Below are 25,246 nucleotides of genomic sequence, written 5' to 3'. Positions count from 1 at the left end.
CTCGAACGCAGCCTTCGGCAGCTGCTACAAAGGGTTGGCGTCGCGACGTAAAAGCTCGGCCAGGTCGGCGGCTTCAACAGGACGGCTAACCCAATAGCCCTGAACTTCATCGCAGCGCTCGGCTTTCAGAAACTCCAGCTGCTCCGGCCGCTCGACGCCTTCAGCCACCACTTTCAGTGACAGGCCGTGGGCCATGGCGATGATCGCCCGGGTGATCGCCGCATCCTCAGTGCTCTGCCCCAGACCGCGGATAAATGCCTGATCGATTTTCACGTAGTCCACGGGGATGCGCTTGAGGTAGCTCAGAGATGAATAGCCAGTGCCAAAATCGTCGATGGCCAGTTTCACCCCAAGGTCGCGCAACTGCTGGAAGGTCGCAATGATGTGCTCGACGCTGTCCAGCAACTGGCTTTCGGTGAGTTCCAGTTCCAGGTAATGCGGCGCCAGACCGGTTTCCTCCAGCACCTGGCGTACCAGGCTGACCAGTTTTCCCTGACGCAACTGATGCACCGACAGGTTGACCGATACCCGAATCGGCTCCAGGCCCTGACGCTGCCACTCACACGCTTGCCAGCAGGCTTGGCGTAAAACGAACTCGCCAATAGCACCGATCAACCCGGTTTCCTCGGCCAGACCGATGAAATCCCCCGGCGGCACTTGTCCCAGGGTCGGGTGATTCCAGCGTACCAACGCCTCGGCGGCATTCAGCCGGCCGGTGGCGAGGCAGAGTTTCGGTTGATAAAACACTTTCAGCTGCTTTTCTTCGATGGCTTTGCGCAACTGGTTCTCGAGCTGCAAACGCTCGAGCGTGCTGGCTTGCAGGCTGTCGGTGTAAAACTGGAAATTATTGCCGCCCAAGTGTTTGGCATGCTGCATGGCCATGTTCGACTGGCTGACCAGCGCGGAAATCTCCCGCGCGGTGTCGGGCAACAGGCTGATGCCCATGGACGCGCTCACCACCAATTCGTGACCCTCGACGGTGATTGGCAGTCGCAGCTTGGTCGACAATCGGGTGGCCACGCGCGCCAGGCTCGACAAGTTGCCGTAGGCATCGAACAGCACCGCAAATTCATCGCCGGACAACCGGGCGATGGTGTCCGCTTCCGGCAGCGCATTGACCAGGCGCCGGGCCATTTTCTGCAACAGTTGATCAGCGATTTCGTGGCCGAGGCTATCGTTGAGCAGCTTGAAACGGTCCAGATTGATATGCAGCAACGCCAGGCTGCGCCGACCGCCCTGACGCACCCGCTGATGAGCCTCGCGCAACCGTTCGCGGAATAATGAACGGTTGGCCAATCCTGTGAGTTCGTCGTAATGGGTGAGGTAGCGCATGCGCTCTTCGGATTCACGCCGAGCCGACAGATCGGCGAAGAAGCCGACAATATGACTCACATTTCCCCGTGCATCGCGCACGGCATTCAATTGCAGCCATTGCGGATACAACTCACCATTCTTGCGCGTTTCGACCAATTCGCCTTGCCAGCTACCGTGTTGCTCCAGCGCCTGATGAATCGCGGCGTAATGTCGGCGAGCGTCGCGGCTGCAGGGCAAATCGACCACGTTGCGCCCGAGCATGTCGTCGATGTCGTAACCGGTCACCCGGCTGAAGGCTTGATTGACGGCGATCAGCGCGTAATTCGGGTCAAAAATTACAATGCCTTCGCTGGCTGCCTCGAACACTGTTGCCGCCAGTTGGCGCTGTTCTTCCAGGCCCTTGCTGGCGCTGATATCGCGGCGGGTACCGACCATGCGGATCACCCGGCCGTTTTCGGCGCGCTCAACCGCTCGACCACGGTCTTCAATCCAGACCCAATGGCCATCGCCATGCCGTACCCGATACTCGATCTGATAATCCTCGCTGCGGCCCTTCAAATGCTCGACCAGCGCCCGTTTCAGCGATGGCAAGTCGTCGGGGTGCAGCCTGGGCTTGAGGTGGCGGAGCATCGCTGTCACGTATTCCGGCTCCAGGCCGAACAGCTCTTGCAGTTGGGTGTGATGGACTTCGTCGGTCTGCAGGTTCCAGTCCCACAACCCGAGTTCACTCGCCTTCAACGCCAGCGCCAGCCGCGCTTCGCTCTTGCTCAAGGCCTGGTTGGCGGCGTCCAGCTCCAGGCTGCGTTGGGCGACTCGATTTTCCAGGTCGACCTGAGTTTCGCGCAATTCGTCTTCGGCTCGTCGGCGCTGGTCGACTTCCTTGGCCAGTTCGTGGTTGAGCTGATCGCTGCGACTTTGCGCCTGCTGCAAGTGTTCTATCAGGGCCTGATTTTGAAAGCGTCGCAGCAGCCCTTGGTTAATCAGCCGATTGACCTGCCAGGCGACCACGCTCAATGAGCCCAGTAAAATCAACCCAAACCAGCCCCAGCCCTGTTCTTGTTCATCCCCGCCCCAGAACAGATAGCCGATGGCCGGCAACAGACAGGGCAAGGTAAAGGACAGAAAAGCCGGCAGGCTGACGGCATAAGCAACGCTGGCCGAGAGTGCCGCGGCACCGATCAGGCCGAACACCCAGGCTTGTTGCATGAAATTGTCAGCGGGCACCAACGCGATGCCGGCACCGGCCAGGGTCAGGCCAGTCATGGCAGAGCCAAGCAAGAACATGCGACGCCAGACCGGATGGGCCTGACGGTTGGGAATCGCCGAATCGAAGGCCGCGACCTGAATCACCCGCAACGCCACCAGCGACAATAACCAGATCAGCCAGACGCTCACCACGAAGTAACGCTGCGGGCTCCAGAGCAACCCGGCGCACACCAGACCGTTGATCAGCATGAACAGCGTAGGCAATAGCGAGCCCTGATACAGCAGTCGCGTGCGTTCGACCGCCATTTCCATGGCGTACTGTTTGCGGATAACCCGGGGCTCCACAGAGGGGCCCGACAGGTCGGAGCTGAGGGTCATAGGCAATGTTCTTGTTCTTATTAGTGAGCATGCGAGCCCGAATTGTGAACGGAGCATACACAAGCCAATGCCCGGACCAAACTGCCCCAGATCATAAAATAGACAAAATATCGGCCACCCGCATGGGCATAAAAGCAGCCAGACGAGCCCCCGCCAACGCTTGCGGCAAGTGACCGACCAGTCGTCATTGGTGCGTCTTTTATCGGCTAATGCAAAGCTCGGTTTGCCCGGTGTGACGGCGCACCCTAGAATGCCCCGATGCGCGATGATCTCTCCCTTCTGCTGAACTCCCTCAACGATGCCCAACGTCAGGCCGTAGCTGCCTCCGTGGGTCGTCAGTTGGTCCTGGCCGGTGCTGGCTCCGGTAAAACCCGAGTGCTGGTGCACCGTATCGCCTGGTTGATCCAGGTCGAAAACGCCTCGCCCCACTCCATTCTGTCGGTGACCTTCACCAACAAGGCCGCTGCCGAGATGCGTCATCGCATCGAGCAGCTGATGGGTATCAACCCGGCCGGCATGTGGGTCGGTACCTTCCACGGCCTGGCGCACCGCTTGCTGCGGGCGCACTGGCAGGAAGCCGGCCTGAGCCAGACCTTCCAGATTCTCGACAGCGACGACCAGCAACGGCTGGTCAAGCGGGTGATCCGCGAGCTGGGCCTGGACGAACAACGCTGGCCGGTCCGGCAGGCCCAATGGTTCATCAACGGGCAGAAAGACGAAGGTCTGCGTCCGCAACACATTCAAGCCAGCGGCGATCTGTTCCTGACAACCATGCGCAGCATTTATGAAGCCTATGAGGCTGCTTGCCTGCGCGCCGGCGTCATCGACTTTTCTGAACTGCTGCTGCGCGCCCTCGATCTGTGGCGCGATAATCCGGGCCTGCTCGCCCATTATCAGAAGCGCTTCCGGCACATTCTGGTGGACGAGTTCCAGGACACCAACGCCGTGCAGTACGCCTGGTTGCGTCTGCTGGCCAAGGGTGGCGACAGCCTGATGGTGGTCGGCGACGACGATCAGTCGATCTATGGCTGGCGTGGCGCGAAAATCGAGAACATTTATCAGTATTCCGACGACTTCCCGGATGCCCAGATCATTCGTCTGGAGCAAAACTATCGCTCCACCGCCGGGATCCTCAAGGCCGCCAACGCCCTGATCGCCAACAACACCGGGCGCATGGGCAAAGAGTTGTGGACCGATGGCGGCGAAGGCGAAGCGATCAATCTGTACGCCGCCTTCAACGAACATGATGAAGCCCGCTACGTGGTTGAAACCATTGAAAGCGCGCTGAAAACCGGCTTGGCTCGTAGCGATATCGCGATTTTGTATCGCTCCAACGCCCAATCGCGCGTTTTGGAAGAAGCCTTGCTCCGTGAGCGCATTCCGTACCGTATTTATGGCGGTCAGCGCTTCTTCGAACGGGCAGAAATCAAGAACGCCATGGCGTACCTGCGTTTGCTGGAAGGCCGTGGCAACGATGCGGCGCTGGAGCGGGTGATCAACGTTCCGGCCCGTGGCATTGGCGAAAAAACCGTCGAAGCCATCCGCGATCATGCGCGCCACAGCCATGTGTCAATGTGGGAAGCCATGCGTCAGCTGGTGGCCAACAAAGGCCTGACTGGCCGTGCTGCCGGCGCCTTGGGGGCGTTTATGGAGCTGATCGACGACCTCGCCGCCAAGTGCCTGGAAATGCCGCTGCACTTGATGACCCAAACCGTGATCGAGCAGTCGGGCCTGATTGCCTACCATCAGGCGGAAAAAGGCGAGAAAGGCCAGGCCCGGGTAGAAAACCTTGAGGAACTGGTCAGCGCCGCGCGCAATTTTGAAAATCCGGAAGAGGATGAAGAGCAGTCGCCACTGTCAGCGTTCCTCGGGCACGCCTCGCTGGAGGCCGGAGACACACAGGCCGACGAGCATGAAGACAGCATTCAGTTGATGACCTTGCACAGCGCCAAGGGCCTGGAATTCCCTTACGTGTTCCTGGTGGGCATGGAAGAAGGCCTGTTTCCGCACAAGATGAGCCTGGAAGAACCCGGCCGTCTTGAAGAGGAACGCCGTCTGGCCTACGTCGGGATCACCCGGGCGATGCAGAATCTGGTGCTGACCTATGCTGAAACCCGACGCCTGTACGGCAGCGAGACCTACAACAAGGTGTCGCGTTTCGTACGTGAAGTGCCGAAAGGCCTGATCCAGGAAGTGCGGCTGTCCAACAGCGTCAGCCGTCCGTTCGGCGGTGGCCAGCAGCAGAGCTCCAGCAGCCTGTTTGGCGGCAGCGAGATCCCGGACACCGGGTTCAGCCTTGGTCAGACGGTGCGGCATTCGGTGTTCGGCGATGGCGTGATACTGAATTTCGAAGGCGCCGGCGCTCAGGCGCGGGTGCAGGTGAACTTCAGCGAAGGCAGCAAGTGGTTGATGCTGGGTTACGCCAAGCTGGAAGCCATTTAAAGGCTGAAAAGATCGCAGGCTTCGCCAGCTCCTACAAGGAATTCGCATACCCTGTAGGAGCTGCCGAAGGCTGCGATCTTTTTCCAGCCGCCTCAATAGTCAGCTTGCGCAGCAACACTAGGCATCCTTCCTACAGAACTTATCCACTGGTCCTACAGACCAAAGTTGACAGGTCTTATTGCGCTGGCTGAAGCTGAACACAACCTGTCAGGCAAAAGCCCGAAACACTCTGCCGCTAGCCAGCAACACTTCAGCTGTGCAACATGGCGCGCGTGCCTTCCACAAATGGGAATTCCCTTTATGAAACGTTTTCTTAGCATCGCCATGGCGTTGTGCATTGGCCTGACGATGAGCCTCGACGCCAATGCCGCCAAGCGCTTTGGTGGCGGCAAGAGCTCCGGCGCTGCGCCGACTCACCAGACCAGCCAAATGGCTCCTTCTTCTGCTGCAGGCGGCGCTGCCGCCACTGCGGGCGCGGCCGGTGCTGCTGGCGCCGCTACCAAGGCCAGCGGTGCTTCGCGCTGGCTCGGCCCTCTGGCCGGTATCGCTGCCGGTGGCCTGCTGGCCTCCATGTTCATGGGCGACGGCTTCCAGGGCATGCAGATCTTCGACATCCTGATCATGGCGGTCATCGCCTTCCTGGTCTTCCGTTTCATCGCCGCTCGTCGTCGCAAGCAGCAGGAGCACATGGCTCCAGCCGGCGCGCCGATGCAGCGTGAAGTGTTCGAACAGAAACCAACAGCCATGGGTTCGATCTTCGGTGGCTCGGCCGCACCTGCTGCCGCTCGTCCGGTGATCAATGCTCCGGCCTGGTTCAATGAAAACAACTTCATTGAAGCGGCCCGCAACCACTTCCAGTCCCTGCAGCAACACTGGGACGCCAACGAAATGGACAAGATCGCCGAGTTCGTGACTCCGCAACTGCTGGAGTTCCTCAAGCGCGAACGTGCCGATCTGGGCGACGGCTTCCAGTCGACCTACATCGATAACCTCCAGGTACAACTGGACGGCGTCGATGACCGTGCGGACAAGACCATCGCCACCCTGACCTTCAGCGGCGTGTCGAAGTCCTCGCGTTTCGACCAGGGCGAAGTGTTCAGCGAAAGCTGGAACATGGAACGTGCACAGGGCGAAAACCAGCCTTGGCTGGTGGCCGGTATCCGCCAGAACGGCTGATCACTTCCCGCGTTTCACCTGTTGTAATAAAACCCCGGCCTCGGCCGGGGTTTTCTATTTCGCGGTTGCATCTATAGCGAGCTACTGTATAAACCGCCCCAACTAAACCGCGCCATCAAGCAAGAGGATCCCGGACGTGGAAGAAATCATCGAACAACTGCGTGAAGCCAACGAACCGGTACCGGTCCCCTTGGAATTGCCTGACGAAGATCAGATTGTGGAAATCGAAGAGCAACTGTTCATCGACATCCCATTCGTCTTCAGAGAATTTTTGCTGACCGTAAGCGACGTGGTCTACGGCAGCCTGGAGCCGGTGACTGTCACCGACCCGCAATCCCACACCTACCTACCGGACGTTGCCGCTAACGCCTGGGACGCTGGCGTCGATCGCAGCATGATTCCGATCTGCCAGGACGGTGACAATTACTACCTGGTCGAAGAAGACGGCACCGTGGTGCTGTGGTTGGCCGAAGAAGAGCTGCTTGCCGAAGAAACCTGGGAATCGGTATGGCACTGGGCGCGGGACGTCTGGCTGGAAAGCTGAGCAAGCGCGACGTTGTAGCAGCTAGCGTAGCCTGCGTCCGGCTGCGCAGCAGTCGTAAACCCTGAAAACTCGGTTTACCTGGAAATCTCACTGCCCGATTTGCGACTGCTTCGCAGCCGAACGCAGCCTTCGGTAGCTGCTACAGGTGCAACGTCAGTGGCCAGAAGCATCGTTGTGATTGTCCAGCGTTTCCAGCAAGGCCACCTGCATCCGCGTATGCACACGGATGAACCAGCGCCAGAGCAGCGCCGCCACCGCGGCCGCGACTATGACGATCAGCACCAGCAACTTGTTGGTCGGCAGAATGCTGGCCGACAAGGCTGCCAGCAGCAGGAAAATCACTAACAGCGAGAGGATCGGGATCACTTCGGCGATCACCCGACGCACTCGCTGTGTGTGGCGGCCGGCCATTTCCGGCTTCACACCCATCTCTGCCAGCAACATCGACAGCGCCTTGAGCTTGCGATAAGCGGCGATCAGGAACGGCAGTGACAACAGCAATGCCCCGCCCCATATCAACGCTTTCTGCCAGCTCGGGTCGCTGATCCAGTCTTGCAGGTATACGGACATGCGCTCGGCAAAGAACGCGCCTGAGAAAAAGATCGCAATCACCAACGCCAGATTCACCCCTACCTGCAATAGAATCCGCCGAATCATCGACGCCAACAGTGCACCCTCGCCCTGAGGCTGGATGCTGCGCAGCCATTCGCCATACATCCCCAGCACACGGCCCAGACGCTGCGGCATCACCGCAGCAAGCTTGATCGACAGCGGATCGGCCGCGCGAATCAGATACGGCGTCAACAGCGTGGTGATCACCGAGACGGCCACCGCCACCGGGTAGAGAAAGTTGCTGGTGACCTGCAGCGTCATGCCCAGCGCGGCGATGATGAAAGAAAATTCGCCAATCTGTGAAAGCCCCATCCCCACGCGCAGTGAGGTGCGTCCGTCATTGCCGGCGATAAAGGCACCAAGGCCACAGGACAACATCTTGCCCAGCACCACAGCCACGGTGATCACCGCGATCGGCCAGGCATATTGCAGCAGGATCATCGGGTCGAGCATCAGGCCGATGGCGACAAAGAAAATGGCACTGAACAGGTCGCGAACCGGCTCGATCAACTGCTCGATCTTCAGCAGTTGCCGCGATTCAGCCATGATCGCGCCAATCAGGAACGCGCCGAGGACCATGCTGTATTCAAGTTTGACCACCAGCAGGCAGAAACCGAAACACAGACCCAGCACGGTGATCAGCAGCATCTCGTTGCTGTCGAATTTGGCCACGTAAGCCAGCAGTCGCGGCACCAGCAGAATGCCAATAACCAGTGCGACAATCATGAACAGTGAAAGCTTGCCGACCGTGGAAAACACTTCGCCAGAGCTGACCGTGCCGCTGACCGCGATGCTCGATAGCAAGGCGATGATGCCGATGCCGAGGATGTCTTCGACGATCAACACACCGAAGATCAGCTGGGCAAAACGCTCGTTCTTCATCTTCAGGTCGTTGAGCGCCTTGACGATGATGGTGGTCGAGGAGATCGCCAGGATCGCGCCGAGGAACAGCGAGTCCATGGTATTCCAGTCGAACCAACGGCCGATTTCGTAGCCGATCCAGATCATCAGGACGATTTCCAGGAAGGCCGCTATAAACGCCGTGGCGCCAACCTTGAACAGCTTGCGCAGGCTGAACTCCAGGCCCAAGCAGAACATCAGGAAAATCACCCCGAGCTCGGCGAGGGTTTTGATGGTTGCTTCGTCGTGGATCAGGCTGAACGGCGGCGTATGCGGGCCGATGATGAAGCCGGCGACGATGTAGCCGAGCACCACCGGTTGTTTGAGGCGATGAAAGAGCACGGTCACCACACCCGCGATCAACATGATCACTGCCAGATCCTGAATGAAACTGATGGCGTGCATGGCGTGTGGCTCCTTGGGGTGGGCTTTTGAAGGGTAACATCGCGACTTCCGGCGGGAAGAGGGTGCAATATATGGAAACAGATAGATTCCGGCGTGACGGCGGCCCCCCGCTCGACGTCCCGATAACTGTTGGTTTGAAAAGCCAAGCACCCACCAGAGGTGCACCCCGAAATCCTGCCTTGAACCCGTGAGTACGTTATGGAACCCGGAAACGCCCAGCTGTCGATGACGGTATTGATGACCCCCGACATGGCCAACTTCTCTGGCAATGTCCACGGTGGCACCCTGCTCAAATACCTCGATGAAGTGGCCTACGCCTGCGCCAGCCGGTATGCCGGCCGCTATGTGGTGACCCTGTCGGTTGATCAGGTGATTTTCCGCGAACCGATTCACGTCGGTGAACTGGTGACCTTTCTGGCCTCGGTCAACTACACCGGCAACACCTCGATGGAGGTGGGCATCAAGGTCGTGACCGAGAACATCCGCGAGCGCTCGGTGCGTCACACCAACAGCTGCTTCTTCACCATGGTCGCGGTGGATGACCAGCGCAAACCGGCCGCAGTCCCGCCGCTGCAACCGCAGAACAGTGAAGACAAGCGTCGGTACATGCAGGCCCAGCAGCGTCGGCAGATTCGTCAGGAACTGGAAAAGCGTTATCAGGACATCAAGGGCGATGCCTGACGTGTTCGGTCTTTAGATCGCTTTCGCGGGCAAGCCTCGCTCCTACGGGTAATGCGCCATCCCTGTGTAGGAGCGAGGCTTGCCCGCGAAGCTTTTAAAGGCTGATCGCTGTCGCTTCGAACCGCACCCGAGGATGAGCGATCCGGTCCTGCGCCCGCACCAGTTCCAGCTCATAGCTGGCGCAAGCCTGGGTTTCCAGCAGCACTTCATGCACCGCCGCCGCGGTGAATTCGAAGGCGCTCACCAGATTGTCACCCTGCAGCACACGCGCCAGGAACAGCCCGGCGGTCAGATCGCCAACGCCCACCGGCCGACGCGGAAACGCCAGCAGCGGCCGACGCAGGTGCCAGCTGCCTTCAGCGGTCACCAGCAACATCTCGAAGCCCTCCGCCGGTTTTCCGGGATAGTCGAGATGCTTGACCACCACTGCCTTTGGACCACGCGCCAGCAGCGCCCGCGCCATGGCCAGACAATCGAACAGTGACTGCGCCTTGTGCCCCGAGAAGCTGTTCAGTTCCAACTGGTTCGGGCACATGAAGTCGGCCACCGCAGCCGCCTCTTCCAGCAGAAAATCGCTGACCTCGGCTGGAACGGTGCAGCCCTTCTCCGGATGGCCCATCACCGGGTCGCAGAGGTATAGCGCTTTGGGATTGATCGATTTGATTCGTTCCACGCCCGCGAGGATCGCCCGGCCCTGGGCCGCGCTACCGAGGTAGCCAGACAACACAGCGTCGCAATTGCCGAGCTCGCCGATCGCTGCGATACCTTCCACCAGTTCCGGAATCTGATGCGGGGCCAGCACTTCTCCGGCCCACTGGCCATATTGCGTGTGGTTGGAGAACTGCACGGTATTGAGCGGCCACACGTTCACCCCGACCCGCTGCATCGGGAAAACCGCGGCGCTGTTGCCAGCGTGGCCGAACACCACGTGGGACTGGATGGCGAGCACATGGGGCGTACGTTTCATGCGGTGAGTTTTCCGTCAAACGATTGAAATTCAAGCCGCGCAGTATGCGACTAAACGCAGCCTGTACGACAGACCGGCGACGCAGTTAAGCTGGCACTATCTTGTTGGAGCACCCTGTTGATGCTAACCCTCGGAAATATCCTCGTGCTGATGCTGCTCGCCACTGGTGGCGCGTGGTTGTGGCACAACCACGGCTTGCGCGAACGCGCGCTGGAGCGGGTCATGCAGCATTGCGCCAAGCTGCGAATCGAGCTGCTGGACGGCAACGTAGCCTTGAAGAAGATCGCTTTCATTAAAGACGCCAATGGCCGTCGGCGCCTGGCCCGTGTGTATAACTTCGAATTCACCGTGACCGGCGAAACCCGACACACCGGCACCATCACCCAGTTCGGCGCCCATAGCGCACAGATCGAACTCGCGCCTTACCCGATGCCGTTCGACGACACACCGCCAGTGGTTGATATCGCAAAGCCCAGAGCTGAGGTGATTGAATTGAGTCAGTGGCGGCAAGAACACACGAAGTGGCGGCCTTGAGTCGGATGTAAGTCTATTAAAACCAATCGCGGGCAAGCCCGCTCCCACAAGGTTCACACTGTACCTGTGGGAGCGGGCTTGCCCGCGATGAGGTCTTCAAAAACTGCACAAAAACTCGCTAATGTGCCTAAGTGCGGCACCCCGCCAAACCTTCCTGCAGTTCCGGGACAGCCTGCGACTCACTGAAAATCAACTCAATACGCGAATCCCGACGCCATTCACTGGACTGCCAATCCAATAACGAGTTATCCAGCGCATTGGCCGACACCCACCCCTCGACGCTGTGGATAACCAACTTCGCCCGCCGCCATTCAAGGCGTTCAAGCCACTCCCCGATCAGTACGGCATCGAATATCTGACTCGGATGCCACCGCCACCCAACACTCCAGCCGCCCTCCTGCGCCTGACTCAAGCAAATCGGCAGCGTCGGGTCGGTCCAGATAGCCGACATCTGCGCCAATCCCTTGGGTATGACAAAGTTATCCACACCCCCGACAGCCTGAGCCCCGAGCCCCGGCAACTCACTCAACGGCAAGACCGCTTGCTGCGTCCAGAACAAGGGACGCGTCGGCAACTGTGCGGCGATTCGCTGGCGATCACTGTCGTCGAGGCCTTCCGACTTGTTCAGCAACAGCAACCCGGCACTGTTCAAAGCTTGCTGTTGCGCTTCAGGCAACGGTTTTCCGGCCGCGAGCGCCTGGGCATCCAGCACCAACACGCATGGCTGCACCGCCAGGACGCCTTGCCACGGCGCCTCACTCAGTTGCCTGAGCAATTGCGCCGGATGTCCTAGCCCCGAGGGTTCGATGAACAGTCGATCCGGTCGTGCCTTGCGCAGCAACCGCCCGAGGCCGATCTGAAACGGTGCACCATTGACGCAACATAAACAGCCTCCAGCCACTTCCCCCAGTGCGATACCATCGGCGTCTTGGGTCAACAGCGCGGCATCCAGACCGATCTGCCCGAACTCGTTGATCAATACCGCCCAGCGCTCACCCATGGGCCGTTGCGCCAGCAGGTGCTTGATCAGGCTGGTCTTGCCGGCACCCAGCGGGCCGGCAATGACGTGGGTGGGAATGTTCTGCAACATGGTCGAGGTTTTCTGAGGAGGTAAAAGATGCGGTTGATGGGATGGTCGTTGCTTCTGGCGCTCACATCGGGCGAAGCGCTGGCTCAGGCCTGCGTGGTCCACAGCACGGCTGCACGGCTCGACGTGAAGGTCTGCCAGCAAAACCGCAACATCCCGGAAAAACTGTTCGCCGATGGTTTCTGCCAGCCGAATCTGCCCGGGCAGAAAGTCGAGGTGCAGTACGTCGACCAATGCCCCACCGGCGCGTTTGGGGTGTGCAGCAACGCTCAAGTCGCCAATATGCCTTACCGGCAGGATATTCACTATTACGGCGTGGCCACCGACGCGGCGTATTTGAAGCCATTTTGCGAAGCCCAGAGCCAGGGAACCTGGCTCAAACCTTGAGCCGCTAACTCAGCCAGTCCAGGGTCAGAATCAAACGACGCTCGCCCGGCGCCGGCTGCGGCGAGCGGTGGATCAGGCCGAAGCCTTCGTTGCCGTGCCACTTCTCCCCCTTAAGCAACGCCACTTCGCCGCTGATGATTTGCTGGATCAGCGAATCGTCCTGCGGTTCGGCGTCAGGTTTGCCTAATTGCCGGCGATCCATCGCCCTTTCTTTCAGCCATTGGCTGCCGATACCCGCGTAGGTGGTAATCAACCGCACCGGCACATGATCGACGTGGAAACGCGGGCACATGGCTGTGTCCAGAACCCGCAGACGCAGGCCGACACGCCGGGCGCCCAACAGGCAGGCGAAAGCGCTGACCAGCCAGGAAACGTCAGCGATAAAACCTTCGTAGCCTTCCAGGTCGCTGAAGCCCGAGGCTAGACCGTGGAGATTGGGTTCGGCGTCATCATTGGGCATCTCCAGGGACAGCGACTCGGCCAGTGGCTCGTTCAGGGACAACAACAAACGACCGAAATCGGCAATGTGCGCCGGGAGTTGGCGTTGCCAGACGGCCAGGTTCACGCCGTCGTCCAGAATTCCGGTCAGCGCGTTTGGCGTATCACCTTGAACCTGACGAATGACCGGGCGCAGCTTCAGACTGGGCGCCAACATCAAGCAGCCGCCTCTTCGTGCCAAGGGCCGAACGGATCGGGCAGTAACTGCCAGCCCTCGACACCCAAGGCCATTTCAGCATCCGTCAGCAGGCAGTTATCGAGTTCGGCGGTGAGTTGCGCGAAGTCGATGTTCTGGCCGATGAACACCAGTTCCTGGCGGCAATCGCCGGTGGCGGCCGTCCAGTTTTCCATGATCCCGACGGTGCTTTCTTCATCTTGCGGCCACTGGTTTTTCGGCACGAAACGCCACCAGCGCCCGGCAAAACCGTGACGCATCAAACCGCCAGCCTGGGACCAGCTACCAGCGTCCTGGTGTTTGCTGGCCAACCAGAAAAAGCCCTTGGAACGCAGCAATTTGCCGTTCACCCACGGACGGTCGATGAAGCTGAAGAAGCGTTGCGGATGAAATGGTCGCCGCGCCCGATATGCCGTGGAAGCGATACCGTACTCCTCGGTTTCCGGCACGTGTTCACCGCGCAGTTCCTGTAACCATCCCGGCGCCTGAGCGGCTTTTTCGAAGTCGAAGCGTCCGGTGTTGAGGATTTTCTTGAGCGGCACTTCGCCCATGACCATCGGAATGATTTCGGCTTGGGAATTGAGCCGCTCAAGGATCGCGATCAATTCCTGGCGCTCGCTACTGCTGATTAAATCGATCTTGCTGATCAGGATCACGTCGGCGAATTCGATCTGCTCGATCAGCAGGTCGGTGATCGAGCGTTCGTCCTCTTCCCCCAGGGTTTCGCCACGGGAAGCGAGGCTTTCGGCGGCCTGATAGTCGAGCAGGAAGTTCATGCCGTCGACCACGGTTACCATGGTGTCGAGCCGTGCAATGTCGGCCAGACTCTGCCCTTCTTCATCGCGAAACGTGAAGGTTTCCGCCACGGGCAAAGGCTCGGAAATGCCTGTGGACTCGATCAACAGGTAATCGAAACGACCGTCCTTGGCGAGTTTGCTGACTTCTTCGAGCAAGTCTTCTCGCAAGGTGCAGCAGATGCAGCCGTTACTCATTTCCACGAGTTTTTCTTCGGCACGGTTCAAGCTCACATCGCGTTGAACTTCGCTGCCATCAATGTTGATCTCACTCATGTCATTGACGATTACTGCCACTCGCAAATTTTCGCGATTACGTAGTACGTAATTAAGAAGTGTACTTTTTCCGGCGCCGAGAAAGCCCGACAGGACGGTCACGGGGAGACGATTGGGCATCAGGTATTCCTCATCAGGATGTGGCCGGTCAAATCGCCCGTTGATGGCGTTCGCGCAGCTCTTCACGTTCTTTGGCTTCAACGCACAGAGTGGCGGTGGGCCGCAGCAGCAGGCGTTTGAGGCCGATCGGCTCACCGGTTTCGCGACACCAGCCGTACTCGCCGCGAGCCAGGTGTTCGAGGGCTTCATCGATCTTGTCCAGGAGCTTCTTTTCCCGCTCCAGCAGGCGCAGTTGCCATTGGCGCTGTTCTTCGGCGCTGCCGATGTCGGCGGGATCGCTGTGGGGTTCCTGCTCGCGTAACGCGTCGAATTCGCCGGCAATGCGCTCCTGCAGCTCGCTGCGCTGAGCCCGCAACAGGTCGCGAAAGAAGCCTTGCTGGGTGTCATTCATGTAATCGGCGGTGGGTTGAGCGAGGAGTTCTTGTTCAGTCATGGCGGTGGATCACAAGATCGGGTGTATTTTTATGTTATAGTATAACAGCACAAATAAGCCACACCCCTCTTGCTCGCCACGATAAAGGGCACGATGCTTTAACCCGTCCACCCGTTGAGAAATGCTATGGGAAACGCCCTGAAATTCTCGCTGTTGAGCCTTTCGCTGCTGATCGCGATCGAGGCCTGGGGACAAGTCCCGAGCCTGGCCAAATGCACCCGTAGCGCCAATCTGCTGGCCTGCGTGGATGCCGACGGCAATGCCTACAGCGTTAACACCGTGGGTAGCACGATCTATTTGCGCGGCTTCGAAGTGGCCGGCAAACGCCAATGGGCGCAAACCAACAGCCGCTATGGGCAACTGACATTCTTCACGGGCGTCGCATCCGATGGCGAAGCCTGGGTCGGCTACAACCGCCGGGTTGGCTGGACCACCATCAATCGGTTTTCAAGTTCCGGCGGCAGCAGCGGCAAGTTCACGTGTAGCCGAATGACCGGTTGCTAGGCCTGCGCCTTTTTCTGTTCCTGCTGCCAGACGATGCAGCTGTTCATCGGTGGGTTCTTCTGAAAATAGCTGTGCAGGGTGAAAGCCCGCTCACGAAAAAGGCATCGTCGATTTGATTGTTATAATATAACATGCCAAATCAACTCCCACGATGGACCTGCTCATGAATGCGCTGACTCTGCCGGATATCGCCGCGCAGGCCTCACGCCAAGCCTTGCCACTCGATTGGGTGGGCATGTGCGGCATTGCTCTTCCTGTTTTATTCGATGGCCAGCGACTGAGCGCAAAGATCGACGCTGGCGTTAGCCTCGACGATGGAGAGGCGCGCGGCATCCATATGTCGCGGCTGTACCTGGCGTTGGAAATGCTTGAGCGGGAAAACCTTTCGTCCACCTTGTTGCGGCGAGTTTTGCAGAGTTTTCTTGAGAGCCATGAAGGACTTTCCCACAACGCTTACTTAAAAATTCATACCGAACTATTGCTCAAAAGACCCGCGCTCATCAGTCCGCTAGCCGGTTGGAAAACTTATCCGGTGAGCATAGAAGCGAGTTTGAAAAACGCGATGTTCCACGTGGAACTAAAAATCGACATTCCTTATTCCTCAACTTGCCCGTGCTCAGCAGCGCTGTCGCGGCAGTTGATTCAGCAGCAATTCGTGGATGATTTTGCCAACAAGTCGCTGCAACATGCCGACGTTCTGGCTTGGCTTGGCTCCACGAAAGGCATCGTCGCCACGCCACATAGCCAACGCAGCAATGCGCAATTGCAGCTGCGTCTGGACGACTATCTGGATGACCTGCCGCTGATCGCCGCGATCAACGATGCGGAAGCAGCTTTGGGCACCGCGGTGCAAACCGCCGTGAAACGCGCCGACGAACAAGCCTTCGCCCTCGCCAATGGACAGAACCTGATGTTCTGCGAAGACGCCGCCCGACGCTTGAACCTGGCCCTGAAACGCTCCCCGGGCATCAACGCTTTTCACGTGCGAGTCGTTCACGCTGAAAGTCTTCACGCCCACGATGCTGTCGCCGAAAGTCGTTGGAATTGGGAGGCTGCATGATCCAATGCCAAGCCTTGCGCTGGGGTGCCCCCGGCCAACCGCTCACCCCGCCGGTGGATTTCCAATTACCTATGGGCAGCCTGACCGCCGTTATCGGTGCCAACGGTTCGGGTAAAAGCAGCCTACTGAAAGTCATCGCCGGTCTGCAAAAGCCACTGACCGGCAAAGTCATCATTGATGTTCCACGTAAAGGCGGCCTTTCATTCCTGCCTCAGCAACAACACCTGGACCGGCAATTCCCCATCAGTCTGCAAGAGTTGGTGGCCGCCGGTTTCTGGGGCAGCAAACAAGCTCCAGAGATTCGCAGCCAACGCCTCAGGTCTGCTCTGGAAGACTGGTGCCTGACTGGCCTGGAACATCGCCCATTGATGGCCCTCTCCGGAGGCGAATTGCAGCGTGCCCTGCTCGCCCGGCTGAGTCTCGCCGAAGCTCCCTTGCTGCTGCTCGACGAACCCCACGCCGCCCTCGACGAACTCGGTCAGGCACTGCTCTGGAAACACATCCATGCCTGGCATGCCGAGGGTCGAACCCTGGTCGTGGTGTGTCATGACCTGGCCGCCGTACGCCAACACATCCCACAAGCCCTACTGATCAAAAGCAGCGGCTGCGTGCTCGGACTTAGTACCGACCTGATTCGCCAACAACCCCAGACGCAGGTGGCTTGATGATCGCTGCCGCTCAGCTTTGGCAACCATTCCACGAATTCGTATTCATGCGCCGGGCGTTGCTCGGTGGTCTCGTTCTGGCATGCAGCACCGCTCCTCTTGGGGTGTTTCTGATCCTGCGGCGCATGAGCCTGATCGGCGACGCGGTAGCTCACGGCATCTTGCCGGGCGCCGCATTGGGTTTCTGGTTCGCTGGTTTGAGCTTGCCCGCGCTGACGATCGGCGGCCTCGGTGCCGGCCTGAGCATGGCTGGACTCGCCGCCTGGATCACCCGCCGCACCGGCCTGCGGGAAGACGCGAGCCTGGCCGCGATCTACCCGATATCGCTGGCCAGCGGCGTGCTGATCCTCGGTATCGCCGGCAAGCGGCTGGACCTGTTGCACCTCTTGTTTGGTTCGGCACTCGCGGTCGACGGGCCGACTTTGACCGGCATGATTTGGGTTTCGGGCTTCAGCCTGATCGCCATGGCCCTTATCTACAAACCCCTGTTGCTGGACACCCTCGATCCACTCTTTCTGCAAACCGTCAGCCGTCTCGGGCCATTGGCTCATGGGGTATTTCTGACGCTGGTGGTGCTGAACCTGGTGATCGGTTTCCAGGCCATCGGCGCCCTGATGGTGGTTGGTTTGATGATGTTGCCAGCCGCTGCTTCTCGCTTCTGGAGTCGCCGCTTGCCGGTACTCATCGCGATTGCCGCCCTGCTCGGCTGTCTCTCGGTCTGGCTCGGATTGTTGCTGTCGTTTTATTACTCACTGCCCAGCGGCCCGGCGATCGTGCTGGTGGCTGGCGGTTTGTATCTGCTGTCCGTGGTGTTCGGGCCGGTGCACGGTTTGCTGCGCCGCCCGCCTTTGCTTACATCCCAATGAGGTGTTACCCGATGCGCGCTTTACTCGTGCTGTTCAGTTTGATGCTGTCGATGTCGCTGTCTGCCGCGGAAAAACTCCAGGTAGTCACCAGCTTCAGCATCCTCGCCGACATGACTCATCAGGTCGGCGGCGACCATATTCAGATCACCAACATGGTCGGCCCGGACGCCGATGCCCACACTTACGAGCCGACGCCGGACGATGCAAAGGCATTGCTCAAGGCCAGACTGATCATCAAGAACGGGCTAGGTTTCGAGCCGTGGCTGGACCGTCTGGTGATCAGTACCGAGACCAAAGCTGCGGTCATCAGCGCCAGCCGCGGTGTCATTCCACGCTCGCTGGATGAAGACGGCGAAACCATTCCCGACCCACATGCCTGGCACAACCTGGCGAACACCGAGCTGTACATCAGCAACATCACCAAAGCGCTGATCGCCGCCGACCCCGCCAACAAAACCGACTACGAACACAACAGCCAGGCCTACCTGAAAAAAATCTACGTCTTGCTCGCCGAGGCCAAAGCCAAGCTCGCTTCGCTGCCGCCGGGTAATCGCAAAATCGTGACCTCCCATGATGCCTTCGGCTATCTCGGTCAGGCTTACGGCATCGACTTCATGGCGCCACAAGGTCTGTCCACCGAGCGCGAACCGTCGGCCGCCGAAGTCGCCGCGCTGATCACGCAGATCCGTCAGGCCAAGGTCAAAGCGGTGTTCATGGAAAACATCAAGGACGCACGCTTGCTCAAGCAAATCGCCGATGAAAGCGGCGCGCATATCGGTGGCACGCTGTACTCCGATGCCCTCGCCGTGACCGGCCCGGCCAGCACGTTCGTCGGGTTGTTCGAATACAACCTCAACACCTTGTATGAGGCGTTGAGCAAGCCATGATCCGCAAGAATCCTTCAGGCGATCTGCCGTCGATTGCGGAGTCGGCATATGTGGATAAAACCGCGATCATCTGCGGCAAAGTAGTGATTGGCGAGAACGTGTTCGTCGGTCCGTACGCGGTGATTCGCGCCGATGAAGTGGATGACTCAGGCGAGATGGAGCCCATCACCATCGGCGCCAATTCGAACATTCAGGACGGCGTGGTGATCCACTCCAAGTCCGGCGCGGCGGTGACCATCGGCGAGTTCAGCTCCATTGCCCACCGCTCCATCGTGCATGGCCCCTGCACCGTCGGTAACCGTGTGTTCATCGGATTCAACAGCGTGCTGTTCAACTGCGCGGTGGGCGACGGTTGCGTGGTGCGGCACAACTCGGTGGTCGACGGTCGCGACTTGCCTGAAGACTTCTACGTGCCTTCCACCACGCGCATCGGCCCCAACACCGATCTGTCGCAGTTCCCACCGGTGAGCGTCAGCGCTTCGGAGTTTTCCGAAGACGTGGCGCGCACCAACGTCGATTTGGTGCGCGGTTACAAAGCCCTGCAGAACGAGTTCTGACCATGAGCAGCGTGCTGATTCGCAATGCCCGGCTGGTCAATGAAGGTCGTGAATGTGACGGTGATTTGCTGGTAAACCACGGTCGCATCATCAAGATCGCCAGCAGTATCGAAGGTGAAACGGCCACCGTCGAAATTGACGCCAACGGCCAGTGGCTGCTGCCAGGCATGATCGATGACCAGGTGCATTTCCGCGATCCCGGAGCGCCGGACAAGGGCAGCTTCCATACCGAATCTCGAGCGGCGGTGGCCGGCGGCATCACCAGTTTCATGGACATGCCCAACACGTCCCCAGCCACCCTGACCCTCACCGCGCTGGCCGACAAGAAGCGTCGAGCGGCGACGAGTTCAGTGGCCAATTACGGTTTTCATTTCGGCGTGAGCAACGACAATCTCGACACGGTTGCCGCGCTCAACCCTTGCGAGGTGGCCGGGGTCAAAGTGTTCATGGGCGCCTCCACCGGCAGTATGCTGGTAGACGATCCACGGATTCTCGAGCGGCTCTTCGCCGAGGTGCCGACGATTTTGTTGGCCCACTGCGAACACACGCCCAGCATCGAGGCCAATGCCGCGAACCTGCGAGAACTGTTCGGCGAGCACCTTCCGCCAGCCGCTCACCCGCTGATCCGCAATGCCGAAGCGTGCTTTCGTTCCTCCTCAATGGCCGTTGATCTGGCCAAACGACACGGCACCCGGTTGCACGTTTTGCATCTGACTACCGCCCGCGAACTGGCGCTGTTCGAAGACAAACCGCTGGCGCAGAAACACATCACCGCCGAGGTTTGTCTGCATCACTTGCTGTTCGATGATCGCGACTACCCGTGCCTTGGCAACCTGATCAAGTGCAACCCGGCGATCAAGACCCAGGCCGACCGTGACGCCTTGCGCAAAGCACTGTTGAGCAATCTACTGGACGTGATCGGCAGCGATCACGCGCCTCACACCTGGGCCGAGAAACAGCGGCCCTACAGCCAGGCGCCGTCCGGTTTGCCGTTGGTGCAACATGCCCTGCCCGCGCTGCTGGAACTGGTGGCCGATGAGGTCTTGCCGATCACTACTCTTGTGGCCAAGACCAGTCACCGGGTCGCCGATCTGTTTGCCATCCCTGACCGCGGCTACCTGCGCGAAGGCTACTGGGCCGACCTGGTATTGATCAAACCCGAGCCGGATGGCGTTGCGGTTTCCGGGCAACCGATCCTCTCGCAATGCGGCTGGACGCCCTTTGCCCACCGTCGTTTTCGCCACAGCGTCAGCACCACGGTCGTGTCGGGGCAAATTGCCTGGCACGACCAACGTCTAAATGACAGCTGCCAGGGTTTAGCCCTACGGTTTATGCGCTAGCGCCCGTTATCGAAAACATTCGAGAACACCGATCATGATCCACATCACTCTGCCCAGTGGTTCATTGCGTGAGTACGATCAGCCGCTGACTGTGTATGAAGTTGCCGCAAGTATCAGTCTCGGGTTGGCTAACGCGGCGGTGGCCGGTCGGGTCGACGGTGTATTGGTGGACTGTGGATTCCTGATCGAGGGCGATGCGCGGGTCAGTATTGTCACGCCCCAGGAGCCCGACGGTCTGGAGATCCTTCGCCGTTCCTGTGCACTGATGCTGGCCATGGCCGTCAAACAGCTCCATCCGAACGCGCAGTTGCGGGCCGGATCGGCGCTGGGTGATGGTTTCTTTTATGAGTTCGCTTTTCAGCGATCCTTAGGCCTGGTCGAGCTGCCAATGATCGAAGCGCGCATGCGTGCACTGGCGGCAACTAACCATTCGATCCGCAGGGAAACAGCTCCCCAGGCGACGCCAACCGAACGGTTATCGCTGTATCGATTGGGAGATTTTGAAAGTTTTGCCGCAGGTCCGCATGTTCCCACCACCAAGGTATTGAAGTACTTCGCGGTGGATCATATTGGTGGCACCTCTGAGCAACGGATCTACGGTACGTGCTGGTCCAGCCAGCAGGAACTGGACACCTGGCGAGCGCCGTCGCAGGTGATGGTCGTGAACATCGATGAACGTCAGAACGCTTATGCGCATTCGGTAACCGAGACGCTGCGCCGCCGCGGACTGCGGGCCAACTCAGATCTGCGTAACGAGAAAATCAGCCACAAGATTCGCCAGCACAGCCAGAAAGTGCCGTATCTGTTAGTGGTGGGTGAGAAGGAAAAGCATGGTGGGTTTGTCAGCATGCGCAGCGGCAGCGGAGAGGATTTCGGAGAGCAAGGGATTGAGGCGGTGTGTGAATTGTTGCATCAACCGAAGATTCGAAGTGACTAAGCGGACGCCTTCGCGGGCAAGCCTCGCTCCTACAGGATTCGTGTCGTTCGCACGATCACGATACGACATTGTAGGAGCGAGGCTTGCCCGCGAAGCTTTTAAGCTCTGGGTTTAACGGTCCCGCAATTCTGGCCCAACCACACCGCGCGAGTATCGAGGCTCCCCTTCTGCTGAATGCCGGTGGCGTTGAAGGTGCCGTTGACCTTGGTGGTGAACTCACGATCGCTGAGGAATGTGGCGACACCCGCACCTTGCGCTTTCGGACAGCTGAAACGGAATTTCCACTGGTTACCGGTACGCTCGGTGATTTCCTGCTTGCAGCCCGATTGTGGGTCCGTCAGTGGAATGTTGTCGGTCTTCACCTGCTCAGGTGTCAGGCACGCCCGAATCCCTTTGCCGCCCATGGTGATGCCCTGCTTCTCCAGCTGCGCGCGCTGTTCAGGGGTCATCTGACTCTGTATCTGGCCGAGGATCAGCTGCAGATCGGGCAGGTTCTGGTCATCGACCTTCATGTTGCTTGAAGTCATTTCCCACAAGCCCGGTTGCAACATCTGCGCCTGAGCAGCCACAGGAAGTGCCAAACCAAACGCAATGGCCAAACCCAGCAGACGAACGTTCATCGAGTAACTCCTGATCATTAGTGGCCGTTAGACGTCAGCCACCGGCTTCGGTTCATGGGCCAATTAAATAGCGACATTCTGCCCGGAACATGGTCTGTTAAGCATTGAATCTTCAGGAGCAAGGCTGCCCCATGGATTATTTTGGACCGCATGTTTTCGGTTATCTAATCGCTCTGCTGCATGCGCTGGGCTCGATTGCCGCCATCCATGCCGTATTGACCGTTCGGACCGCCCAAGGCTCGATCGCCTGGGCTCTGTCACTGCTGTTCATTCCCTACCTCACGCTTATCCCTTATCTGGTTTTCGGCCGCAGCACCTTCGATGGCTACATCAACGCCCGGCGGCAAGCCAACGAGGAAATGCGCAAGGCCATCTCCGAGTTGAACTGGCGCCCCTGGGTAGAAGAGGCGCTGGCTGCGCGTGCCTCCAGCGCCTACGCGTCTTTGAGGGCCATGCCAAAACTGGGACGCATGCCGTGTCTGGCGAATAACGAAGTGCGCTTGCTGATCGACGGACAAGCCACTTTCGATGCGATTTTCGACGCCATCAGCAACGCCCGGCAAGCGGTGCTGATCCAGTTCTTCATCATCCATGATGACCGCCTCGGCCAACGCCTGCACGCCTTGCTGACGAAGAAAGCTGCCGAAGGCGTGGCGATTTACCTGCTCTACGACCGCATCGGCAGCCACTCCCTGCCCCACGGTTATGTGCAACCGTTGCGTGATGCCGGTATCGAGGTCAAAGTCTTCGCCACCCGCAGTGGCTGGCTCAACCGCTTTCAGGTCAATTTCCGCAATCATCGCAAGATCGTCGTGGTCGATGGGATTGTCGGTTTTGTCGGCGGGCTCAACGTCGGCGACGAATACATGGGCGAGAAACCACCCCTGGCGCCATGGCGTGACACCCACGTGCAAGTACGCGGGCCGGTGGTGGCCTGCATGCAGGAGTCCTTTGCCGAAGACTGGTTCTGGGCGGCCCGTTCGCTGCCGCCGTTGATCCTGCCGGAAGTTTATCCGGATGACGGCGTGCTCTGCCAATTGCTGGCCACCGGCCCGGCGGATTCCTACGAAACCTGTTCGCTATTCTTCGTCGAAGCCATCCATGCGGCGACGGAACGGGTGTGGATCACCACCCCTTACTTTATTCCCGACGAAGCGGTGTTCGCCGCGTTACGACTGGCAGTATTGCGTGGTGTGGATGTACGGATTTTGTTGCCATCGCGGGCGGATCACCGGATCGTTTACGCCGCTTCCAGCCTTTACGCCTTCGAAGCGGTACGGGCTGGCGTGCGCTTGTTCCGTTACCAGCCAGGGTTCATGCATCAGAAAGTGGTGCTGATCGACAATGAAATCAGCGCCATTGGCAGCGCCAACATGGACAACCGTTCGTTCCGCCTGAATTTCGAAGTGATGTTATTGACAGTCGACAGCGTATTTGCCGCCGAAGTTGAACAGATGCTCAACGATGACTTCGCCCAGGCTCACGAAATCGCCAAAGAAGAAAGCCGGGAGACCCACCGCCTGCAACAGATCGGCATGCGGATCGCCCGGCTTATTTCACCGATTCTTTAAGGGTTGTAAATGTCGTCGCGGGTCCAGGGCAGTTCATGGCTGCCATCGGGATGGGCTTTCACCGCGAGGATTTGATGCAGGTTGATCCAGCCTCTGGCGAAGGCATAAGCGCATCCCGCCAGGTACAACCGCCAGATGCGTAGAGTCTGTTCTGGCACAAGTTTGCCCGCAGCCTCCAGATTGTCTTCCAGGCGTTCGCTCCAGTGGTCCAGGGTTCGCGCGTAATGCAGGCGCAGACTCTCGACATCGACGATCTCCAGCCCCGCTTCGCTGATCTCGGCCGAGATCATCGCCAAATGCGGCAGCTCGCCGTTGGGGAACACATACTTCTCGATGAATTCACCGGCGCCGCGCCCAACCGGGCGACCGTCGGTGTGCCTGGCGGTGATCCCGTGGTTCATCACCAGACCGCCCTCTTTCACCGCATCGAACAAGATTTTGCAGTACTCGGCCAGATTGGCGTGGCCGACGTGTTCGAACATGCCCACGCTGACCACCTTGTCGAAGCGACCATCCTGCGGCAGATCGCGGTAATCAAGCAGTTGCAGTTCGATCTGATCCTCCAGGCCTTCGGCTTTCACCCGTTCGCGGGCCAGTGCCAATTGCTCTTTACTCAGCGTTATCCCGAACACTTTCGCGCCAAACTCCCGAGCCGCATACCGCGCCAACCCGCCCCAGCCGCAACCGACATCCAGGAGATATTCGCCTGGCTGCAACCGCAGCTTGCGGCACAGGTGGCGAAACTTGGCTTGTTGGGCTTGCTCGAGGGTTTCACTGCCGGTCTCGAAATAGGCGCAGGAATACGCCATGTCGCTGTCGAGCCACAGTTGGTAAAACGCGTTGGAAAGGTCGTAGTGGTAGGAGATAGCTTTGGCATCGGTTTCTTTGTCATGAACCGTGCGCACCGGTTGCGCATCTTCGTCTTCGTCGATCAGCGCCTGACTCCATTCATCGCAGACTCGTATCACGTCGCTGATAGAGCCTTCCAGTTCCAGCTTGCCTTCGACAAACGCCGCCCCCAACGCGTCGAGGCTGGGATGGGTGAACTGGGTAACCATGTGGGGGTCCTTGACCACAATGGTGACGCTGGGCGTCGGCCCCAGATTGAACTCATGGCCATCCCAGAGTCGCAAGCGAAGCGGCAATTGCAGATTCTGTAAGGCCGGTGGAAGTTGCGCGAGCATGAAAAGCCCCCCTTTTTCAGACGACAAATCTGAGGGTAGACCATCCTTGAAAAATAGCAGGCTATCGAATTAATAGCCTTTTTCTATTCCCGGTATTGCTTCCAACAGTGAAGCCAGCCAAGCGTG

Annotated in this window: 24 protein-coding genes; 15 read left to right on the top strand and 9 right to left on the bottom strand. The window is 59.1% G+C overall.

The features are described 5' to 3' along the window. Nucleotides 1–24: 24 nt before the first annotated feature. Complete coding sequence (locus NHU87_RS04125; protein ID WP_253545886.1) at nucleotides 25–2,898, bottom strand: EAL domain-containing protein; 2,874 nt, start codon at nucleotides 2,896–2,898, stop codon at nucleotides 25–27. A 258-nt stretch (nucleotides 2,899–3,156) separates the two neighbouring features. Between NHU87_RS04125 and uvrD the strand changes: the two genes are divergently transcribed. From uvrD to NHU87_RS04110, 3 genes are all read left to right on the top strand, one after another. Next, a complete protein-coding gene (gene uvrD, locus NHU87_RS04120; RefSeq protein ID WP_253545884.1) occupies nucleotides 3,157–5,340 on the top strand; it encodes a DNA helicase II in 2,184 nt (727 codons plus the stop codon). Nucleotides 5,341–5,640: 300 nt separating this feature from the next. Then, nucleotides 5,641–6,516: a Tim44 domain-containing protein gene (locus NHU87_RS04115; RefSeq protein ID WP_253545882.1), complete on the top strand. Its 876-nt coding sequence runs from the start codon at nucleotides 5,641–5,643 to the stop codon at nucleotides 6,514–6,516. 136 nt (nucleotides 6,517–6,652) lie between these two features. Beyond that, nucleotides 6,653–7,060 (top strand): SMI1/KNR4 family protein, encoded by a 408-nt coding sequence (locus NHU87_RS04110; RefSeq protein ID WP_008073570.1) that lies wholly within the window; start codon nucleotides 6,653–6,655, stop codon nucleotides 7,058–7,060. A 153-nt stretch (nucleotides 7,061–7,213) separates the two neighbouring features. On the opposite strand, the gene NHU87_RS04105 is transcribed toward NHU87_RS04110, so the two are convergent. Beyond that, nucleotides 7,214–8,977, bottom strand: a complete 1,764-nt coding sequence (locus tag NHU87_RS04105) for a cation:proton antiporter (protein WP_253545880.1) — start codon at nucleotides 8,975–8,977, stop codon at nucleotides 7,214–7,216. A gap of 198 nt (nucleotides 8,978–9,175) precedes the next feature. On the opposite strand from NHU87_RS04105, the gene NHU87_RS04100 reads away from it, so the two are divergent. After that, a complete protein-coding gene (locus NHU87_RS04100; protein ID WP_007896533.1) occupies nucleotides 9,176–9,658 on the top strand; it encodes an acyl-CoA thioesterase in 483 nt (160 codons plus the stop codon). A gap of 94 nt (nucleotides 9,659–9,752) precedes the next feature. Here the strand turns inward: NHU87_RS04100 and pdxY are convergent, their stop codons facing one another. Beyond that, nucleotides 9,753–10,625 carry a pyridoxal kinase PdxY gene (gene pdxY, locus NHU87_RS04095; protein WP_253545878.1) on the bottom strand — a complete coding sequence of 291 codons (873 nt, stop codon included), beginning with the start codon at nucleotides 10,623–10,625 and terminating at the stop codon, nucleotides 9,753–9,755. A gap of 120 nt (nucleotides 10,626–10,745) precedes the next feature. Here pdxY and NHU87_RS04090 point away from each other — a divergent pair, with 120 nt between their 5' ends. Further along, nucleotides 10,746–11,159 (top strand): DUF3301 domain-containing protein, encoded by a 414-nt coding sequence (locus tag NHU87_RS04090; protein WP_095052328.1) that lies wholly within the window; start codon nucleotides 10,746–10,748, stop codon nucleotides 11,157–11,159. 127 nt (nucleotides 11,160–11,286) lie between these two features. On the opposite strand, the gene NHU87_RS04085 is transcribed toward NHU87_RS04090, so the two are convergent. Continuing rightward, entirely contained in the window at nucleotides 11,287–12,249 is a 963-nt protein-coding gene (locus NHU87_RS04085; RefSeq protein WP_253545876.1) for a CobW family GTP-binding protein, read from the bottom strand. 27 nt (nucleotides 12,250–12,276) lie between these two features. On the opposite strand from NHU87_RS04085, the gene NHU87_RS04080 reads away from it, so the two are divergent. Next, nucleotides 12,277–12,633, top strand: a complete 357-nt coding sequence (locus tag NHU87_RS04080; RefSeq protein WP_095052326.1) for an NADH:ubiquinone oxidoreductase — start codon at nucleotides 12,277–12,279, stop codon at nucleotides 12,631–12,633. A 4-nt stretch (nucleotides 12,634–12,637) separates the two neighbouring features. Here NHU87_RS04080 and NHU87_RS04075 read toward each other — a convergent pair whose 3' ends face one another. Genes NHU87_RS04075 through dksA form a run of 3 tightly spaced genes read right to left on the bottom strand, consistent with a single transcriptional unit; the run spans nucleotide 12,638 to nucleotide 14,929 of the window. Continuing rightward, on the bottom strand, nucleotides 12,638–13,288 hold the full coding sequence (locus NHU87_RS04075) for a DUF1826 domain-containing protein (RefSeq protein WP_253545874.1): 651 nt from the start codon (nucleotides 13,286–13,288) through the stop codon (nucleotides 12,638–12,640). Continuing rightward, entirely contained in the window at nucleotides 13,288–14,496 is a 1,209-nt protein-coding gene (zigA, locus tag NHU87_RS04070; RefSeq protein WP_253545872.1) for a zinc metallochaperone GTPase ZigA, read from the bottom strand. The genes NHU87_RS04075 and zigA overlap by 1 nt, the downstream gene beginning before the upstream one ends. A gap of 28 nt (nucleotides 14,497–14,524) precedes the next feature. After that, complete coding sequence (gene dksA, locus NHU87_RS04065) at nucleotides 14,525–14,929, bottom strand: RNA polymerase-binding protein DksA (protein ID WP_253545870.1); 405 nt, start codon at nucleotides 14,927–14,929, stop codon at nucleotides 14,525–14,527. Between the two features lie 126 nt (nucleotides 14,930–15,055). Here dksA and NHU87_RS04060 point away from each other — a divergent pair, with 126 nt between their 5' ends. The 8 genes from NHU87_RS04060 to NHU87_RS04025 all read left to right on the top strand — a co-directional run bounded on the left by NHU87_RS04060 (nucleotide 15,056) and on the right by NHU87_RS04025 (nucleotide 21,745). Then, complete coding sequence (locus NHU87_RS04060) at nucleotides 15,056–15,433, top strand: glutamine synthetase (RefSeq protein WP_253545868.1); 378 nt, start codon at nucleotides 15,056–15,058, stop codon at nucleotides 15,431–15,433. A 163-nt stretch (nucleotides 15,434–15,596) separates the two neighbouring features. Then, the gene (gene folE2, locus NHU87_RS04055) at nucleotides 15,597–16,493 is read left to right on the top strand and encodes a GTP cyclohydrolase FolE2 (RefSeq protein WP_253545866.1); all 897 of its coding nucleotides are present in this window, start codon (nucleotides 15,597–15,599) and stop codon (nucleotides 16,491–16,493) included. After that, the gene (locus NHU87_RS04050) at nucleotides 16,490–17,158 is read left to right on the top strand and encodes a metal ABC transporter ATP-binding protein (RefSeq protein ID WP_253545864.1); all 669 of its coding nucleotides are present in this window, start codon (nucleotides 16,490–16,492) and stop codon (nucleotides 17,156–17,158) included. Before folE2 ends, NHU87_RS04050 begins: the two co-directional genes overlap by 4 nt. Next, entirely contained in the window at nucleotides 17,158–18,024 is an 867-nt protein-coding gene (locus NHU87_RS04045) for a metal ABC transporter permease (protein WP_253545862.1), read from the top strand. Before NHU87_RS04050 ends, NHU87_RS04045 begins: the two co-directional genes overlap by 1 nt. 11 nt (nucleotides 18,025–18,035) lie before the next feature. Further along, nucleotides 18,036–18,911, top strand: a complete 876-nt coding sequence (locus NHU87_RS04040; RefSeq protein ID WP_253545860.1) for a metal ABC transporter substrate-binding protein — start codon at nucleotides 18,036–18,038, stop codon at nucleotides 18,909–18,911. Continuing rightward, the gene (locus tag NHU87_RS04035) at nucleotides 18,908–19,468 is read left to right on the top strand and encodes a DapH/DapD/GlmU-related protein (protein WP_030132513.1); all 561 of its coding nucleotides are present in this window, start codon (nucleotides 18,908–18,910) and stop codon (nucleotides 19,466–19,468) included. The genes NHU87_RS04040 and NHU87_RS04035 overlap by 4 nt, the downstream gene beginning before the upstream one ends. Nucleotides 19,469–19,470: 2 nt before the next feature. After that, entirely contained in the window at nucleotides 19,471–20,808 is a 1,338-nt protein-coding gene (locus NHU87_RS04030) for a dihydroorotase (protein ID WP_253545858.1), read from the top strand. A 34-nt stretch (nucleotides 20,809–20,842) separates the two neighbouring features. After that, nucleotides 20,843–21,745, top strand: a complete 903-nt coding sequence (locus NHU87_RS04025) for a His/Gly/Thr/Pro-type tRNA ligase C-terminal domain-containing protein (protein ID WP_253545855.1) — start codon at nucleotides 20,843–20,845, stop codon at nucleotides 21,743–21,745. A gap of 98 nt (nucleotides 21,746–21,843) precedes the next feature. On the opposite strand, the gene NHU87_RS04020 is transcribed toward NHU87_RS04025, so the two are convergent. Beyond that, complete coding sequence (locus NHU87_RS04020) at nucleotides 21,844–22,365, bottom strand: DUF3617 domain-containing protein (protein WP_253545853.1); 522 nt, start codon at nucleotides 22,363–22,365, stop codon at nucleotides 21,844–21,846. Nucleotides 22,366–22,496: 131 nt separating this feature from the next. On the opposite strand from NHU87_RS04020, the gene cls reads away from it, so the two are divergent. Beyond that, on the top strand, nucleotides 22,497–23,936 hold the full coding sequence (gene cls, locus NHU87_RS04015; protein WP_253545851.1) for a cardiolipin synthase: 1,440 nt from the start codon (nucleotides 22,497–22,499) through the stop codon (nucleotides 23,934–23,936). Here the strand turns inward: cls and cfaB are convergent. Next, nucleotides 23,933–25,120 (bottom strand): C17 cyclopropane fatty acid synthase CfaB, encoded by a 1,188-nt coding sequence (gene cfaB, locus NHU87_RS04010; protein ID WP_253545849.1) that lies wholly within the window; start codon nucleotides 25,118–25,120, stop codon nucleotides 23,933–23,935. The two genes, cls and cfaB, sit on opposite strands and share 4 nt — an antisense overlap. Nucleotides 25,121–25,246: the final 126 nt, after the last annotated feature.

The sequence above is a fragment of the Pseudomonas mandelii genome (assembly GCF_024138395.1).
Taxonomy (GTDB): Bacteria; Pseudomonadota; Gammaproteobacteria; order Pseudomonadales; family Pseudomonadaceae; genus Aquipseudomonas; species Aquipseudomonas mandelii_E.
Note: the sequence above shows the minus strand (reverse complement) of the source record. Positions and strands in the feature narration are given on the sequence as shown.

Coding starts and splice junctions, on each gene's coding strand:
- NHU87_RS04125 (WP_253545886.1), bottom strand. CDS start 2,898: ATGACCCTCAGCTCCGACCTGTCGGGCCCCTCTGTGGAGCCCCGGGTT.
- uvrD (WP_253545884.1), top strand. CDS start 3,157: ATGCGCGATGATCTCTCCCTTCTGCTGAACTCCCTCAACGATGCCCAA.
- NHU87_RS04115 (WP_253545882.1), top strand. CDS start 5,641: ATGAAACGTTTTCTTAGCATCGCCATGGCGTTGTGCATTGGCCTGACG.
- NHU87_RS04105 (WP_253545880.1), bottom strand. CDS start 8,977: ATGCACGCCATCAGTTTCATTCAGGATCTGGCAGTGATCATGTTGATC.
- NHU87_RS04100 (WP_007896533.1), top strand. CDS start 9,176: ATGGAACCCGGAAACGCCCAGCTGTCGATGACGGTATTGATGACCCCC.
- pdxY (WP_253545878.1), bottom strand. CDS start 10,625: ATGAAACGTACGCCCCATGTGCTCGCCATCCAGTCCCACGTGGTGTTC.
- NHU87_RS04090 (WP_095052328.1), top strand. CDS start 10,746: ATGCTAACCCTCGGAAATATCCTCGTGCTGATGCTGCTCGCCACTGGT.
- NHU87_RS04085 (WP_253545876.1), bottom strand. CDS start 12,249: ATGTTGCAGAACATTCCCACCCACGTCATTGCCGGCCCGCTGGGTGCC.
- NHU87_RS04080 (WP_095052326.1), top strand. CDS start 12,277: ATGCGGTTGATGGGATGGTCGTTGCTTCTGGCGCTCACATCGGGCGAA.
- NHU87_RS04075 (WP_253545874.1), bottom strand. CDS start 13,288: ATGTTGGCGCCCAGTCTGAAGCTGCGCCCGGTCATTCGTCAGGTTCAA.
- zigA (WP_253545872.1), bottom strand. CDS start 14,496: ATGCCCAATCGTCTCCCCGTGACCGTCCTGTCGGGCTTTCTCGGCGCC.
- dksA (WP_253545870.1), bottom strand. CDS start 14,929: ATGACTGAACAAGAACTCCTCGCTCAACCCACCGCCGATTACATGAAT.
- NHU87_RS04060 (WP_253545868.1), top strand. CDS start 15,056: ATGGGAAACGCCCTGAAATTCTCGCTGTTGAGCCTTTCGCTGCTGATC.
- folE2 (WP_253545866.1), top strand. CDS start 15,597: ATGAATGCGCTGACTCTGCCGGATATCGCCGCGCAGGCCTCACGCCAA.
- NHU87_RS04050 (WP_253545864.1), top strand. CDS start 16,490: ATGATCCAATGCCAAGCCTTGCGCTGGGGTGCCCCCGGCCAACCGCTC.
- NHU87_RS04045 (WP_253545862.1), top strand. CDS start 17,158: ATGATCGCTGCCGCTCAGCTTTGGCAACCATTCCACGAATTCGTATTC.
- NHU87_RS04040 (WP_253545860.1), top strand. CDS start 18,036: ATGCGCGCTTTACTCGTGCTGTTCAGTTTGATGCTGTCGATGTCGCTG.
- NHU87_RS04035 (WP_030132513.1), top strand. CDS start 18,908: ATGATCCGCAAGAATCCTTCAGGCGATCTGCCGTCGATTGCGGAGTCG.
- NHU87_RS04030 (WP_253545858.1), top strand. CDS start 19,471: ATGAGCAGCGTGCTGATTCGCAATGCCCGGCTGGTCAATGAAGGTCGT.
- NHU87_RS04025 (WP_253545855.1), top strand. CDS start 20,843: ATGATCCACATCACTCTGCCCAGTGGTTCATTGCGTGAGTACGATCAG.
- NHU87_RS04020 (WP_253545853.1), bottom strand. CDS start 22,365: ATGAACGTTCGTCTGCTGGGTTTGGCCATTGCGTTTGGTTTGGCACTT.
- cls (WP_253545851.1), top strand. CDS start 22,497: ATGGATTATTTTGGACCGCATGTTTTCGGTTATCTAATCGCTCTGCTG.
- cfaB (WP_253545849.1), bottom strand. CDS start 25,120: ATGCTCGCGCAACTTCCACCGGCCTTACAGAATCTGCAATTGCCGCTT.